The organism is Arthrobacter sp. P4_F10, assembly GCF_056401435.1.
Genome location: NZ_JBFUJJ010000083.1, coordinates 1 through 3242 on the forward strand (window position 1 = coordinate 1; position 3242 = coordinate 3242).

Below are 3242 nucleotides of genomic sequence, written 5' to 3' on the forward strand. Positions count from 1 at the left end.
GAACAAGACTACGCAGTATCCTGCCGATCAGCGGTTATCGGTGAAGGACTCGCTGTCCGCGGAGAGGAAGTCAGAGACGCAATGCCAGCCGCCGAATCTTGGCTGCACCGGATAGGACTCTTCGAAATCTATGTCTCGTAAATCAAAAGCTTTTCAAGACACTGTTCCGGGCCCGGGAAGGTGTTAGGTGTGAATCGCAGAGCTAATTGGCAGTGAATTCGCAGCCCTTAGTGGCCGATGAGGAGGGTTTCCCTTACGGCGTCGATGATCTGTGGCGTGAGGTATCGAGGTGGTAGAGCGATTGGATGCGGCGGACGAGCGTGCCAAGCTGTCGCCGAGACGGAAGATTTCGCCGGTGATTCGGATGATGGTCGCCGCCCGCGGGCGACCGAACGCCCCGTGCGGGACGCCATCGGTGTCGGTTACCGGTCCGTCGACACCCCTCGCTTCCGCGGCGGCCAAGGGTCCCCGGTACCGGAAATGGGAAAGCCCCTCAGGTGAGGGGCTTTCCAGGAATTTGACAGTAGGTTGGCGGTCTTGGTCAGCGGTGATGCGCGCCTCCTCCCGGGGCGTTGTGGGCCCCTGCCAGAATTCGATACTGCAAGACATTAATAGCTGATCAGCGGATCGTCCAGCCGCAGGCCGGGGTGTCTTAAGGGCCGGTCCTTCTGGCCGGGAGCATGCTTCGCCAATCGAACAGCGTATGGTGCGGGACTCCTCGAGGCCCGACCCTGTATTACCGGGCGGCCATCTGAGGGCTCGCGCGCTTGGGGTCGGATTTCGGCAGTGCACCAACCGTGTTGGTTGGCGCGATCGCCAGAACCGCGAGAGCCACGGCAATGATGCCAAGCCCTACCCAGCCAACTGTGCTGAGGCGTTCACCGACGATGGCCACGGCCAGGACCGCGGCAATGGCCGGCTCACTCAGGGTGATCGTGGTTGCGGTGCTGGCCGTGACGCGCTCCAGACCATATCCGAAGAGCAAGTAGCCCAGAAACATCGGGATTAGAGCCATGTAGGTTGCGACGGCGAACGCCTGCGAGCTCGCGATCAGCGGCGCGCCGGTCAGAAGCAGGACCGGCACAAGCAGAATGCCGCCGGCCCCGAACACTGCCCCCATCGAGGCGGCGCGACTAGTGCCGCGGCTCATGAGGCGTTGGGCGCACCACGAATATGTTGCGTACGTGGCGCCAGCGACCAGACCGAGCCCGATGCCGGCAAGCGTCGAACCGACATCGCCGGGGTCGTGGGCCATCTTGGAAAGACACAGCAAGGTGCTGCCAGTTACGCCAAGCCCGGCGGCCAGCATCCACCACCGGCTGAGCGGGGTGCGTTGGACGAACCATTCCAGCACACCGGAAGCCAGCGGTGCCGAGGCCAGGGACACGACGGTGCCGAGCGCCACCCCGGCCAGGTGCATCGAGCTGTAGAACGCCAATGGGTAGATCGCCACCGCCACCGCGCCCAGAGCGGTCAAGGGCAGGTTGGCGCGTAGTTGCCTGCGGCTGGCGCGTAGCGCAGGGATCGCGATGAGAGCCTGTAAGACGCCGCCGATCCCCAGGGCGGCGGCTCCGATGGCCAGCGGGCCGGCACCGGGCGCGAATGTTGCGGCGGTACCCGTGGTGCCCCACAGCATTGAGGTGATGGTGATCGCCGCGATGGCGATCAACCTCTCGCGCCTCACGGCGTATCCACCAGCGAGGCGGCGATCGCGCGGGCATGGACCAAGCGCTCCACAGAGCCCTCCAGGCCGGCGCGGGCTACTGCACCTTCGAGCACGAACGCCAACTGCTCGGCGAGTTCTGCGGCCCGATCGGCGTCGACGATCCCGGCCAGACCAGCGGCAAGGATCGCCTCGACCTGTTCCTTGTGCTCGCGGACCGCCACCCGCCCGGGCGCGCCCGCAGGCAGCTCGGCGGCTGCGTTGAGCAGCCCGCACCCGCGAAACCCGTGGACGTAGGCGGCGCCGGCATGGTCGATATACGCATCGAACACCGCCAACACCCGATCGCGCGAAGTCTGTGCATTGACGACGCGCAGCTCGTACAGCCCCAGCCACTCCTGGTGGCGTTCCCGGATATAAGCGAGCACCAGATCGTCCTTGGACGCGAAGTTGTTGTACAGGCTCTTCCGCGCCACACCCGCCCTCTCGGTGATCGCATCAATCCCGGTAGCGGCCATCCCATGCGCATAGAACAACTCAGCGGCGGCCGTCATCAACCGATCACGCGCCGGCCGCTCCCGGCCCACACCATCACCCACAGCATCACGCCCTTAAGTAGGTAGCCCAGTCTACCTACTTAAGACGAAGAACACCATCCTGATCCGCCACGAAAGGGGAATGCCCGTTCTCGACAGATCGAAACTGGTGTGCGCCGCGCCGCCGGCGCACCCCGAACAACTCACCAGGACTCATTTGCGCGCTTCGCAAACGACCGGTCACAAGACAGTGTCGCGCCGGCATCCTGACTCGCCGCGCCGTTTCTCATGAGTCGTGTCAGCGAACTGTGTATAGGAATCGGCGTTTCCGCGGCTGGCCAAGTGTGACTTTTCGGTGGGAATGGCGGTTTTTTCACAGCCTGGTTTGGCGGTTTGGCTGAGGCCGAACGGTGTGCGGGAAACGACCCTTATCGGGCAGGCCGTGTAACGGGCAAACGGACTAAGCGGAGCGAAGGGAACTCTAAGCGGGCAGGAGGGCGGTCCGGGCGCTATCGATATACTCGCTGGATGCGGATCCGCCCAATAGATCTCGTCGACGTGCTGGTCTATCTCGTGGTGCTGGGAGCGTTCATCCAGCTGTTTCCCGACGTCATATCCGAAACATTCCTGTTGGCGCTCTTGACGGCGATCCTACTGAAGGTCGTCCTTGAAGTCGTGCTGTGGGCGAAGAAGAAAATCGTTGCGCGGATCCGGTCGGCTGATACTCGGCGGGTTCGTATCGTCAGCGCGATCACCCTGTTGCTGGTGCTGCCGGGGAGCAAGTTCATGGTGCTCGGACTGGTTGACCTGGTATTCGGCGACGCTGTCCGTCTCGGCGGCTTCTTTCAAGTGACTGCACTGATCATCGTTCTGATGCTCGCGCGAGGCGGCGTGCGATGGGTGTTCAGGCGGCCGTTGGGCAATCCGTAAGGACGTCCTGTCCTCGACTTCTGCAACTGCCCCGCCTGACCGCCCGCTGCACGATCGGCTAACGGGGCGGCCGGGGTGACATTTAGCGCTGTGAAAACGCCGCCACTTACCGC

General features: G+C 63.6%; 3 protein-coding genes. 1 reads left to right on the forward strand and 2 read right to left on the reverse strand.

The features are described from left to right. Positions 1-736: 736 nt before the first annotated feature. Positions 737-1684: a DMT family transporter gene (locus tag AC1DR1_RS23025; RefSeq protein ID WP_476967744.1), complete on the reverse strand. Its 948-nt coding sequence runs from the start codon at positions 1682-1684 to the stop codon at positions 737-739. Continuing rightward, positions 1681-2217, reverse strand: a complete 537-nt coding sequence (locus AC1DR1_RS23030; protein ID WP_229992268.1) for a TetR/AcrR family transcriptional regulator — start codon at positions 2215-2217, stop codon at positions 1681-1683. Before AC1DR1_RS23030 ends, AC1DR1_RS23025 begins: the two co-directional genes overlap by 4 nt. Before the next feature lie 510 nt (positions 2218-2727). Here AC1DR1_RS23030 and AC1DR1_RS23035 point away from each other — a divergent pair. Further along, entirely contained in the window at positions 2728-3129 is a 402-nt protein-coding gene (locus tag AC1DR1_RS23035) for a hypothetical protein (protein WP_229992267.1), read from the forward strand. Positions 3130-3242: the final 113 nt, after the last annotated feature.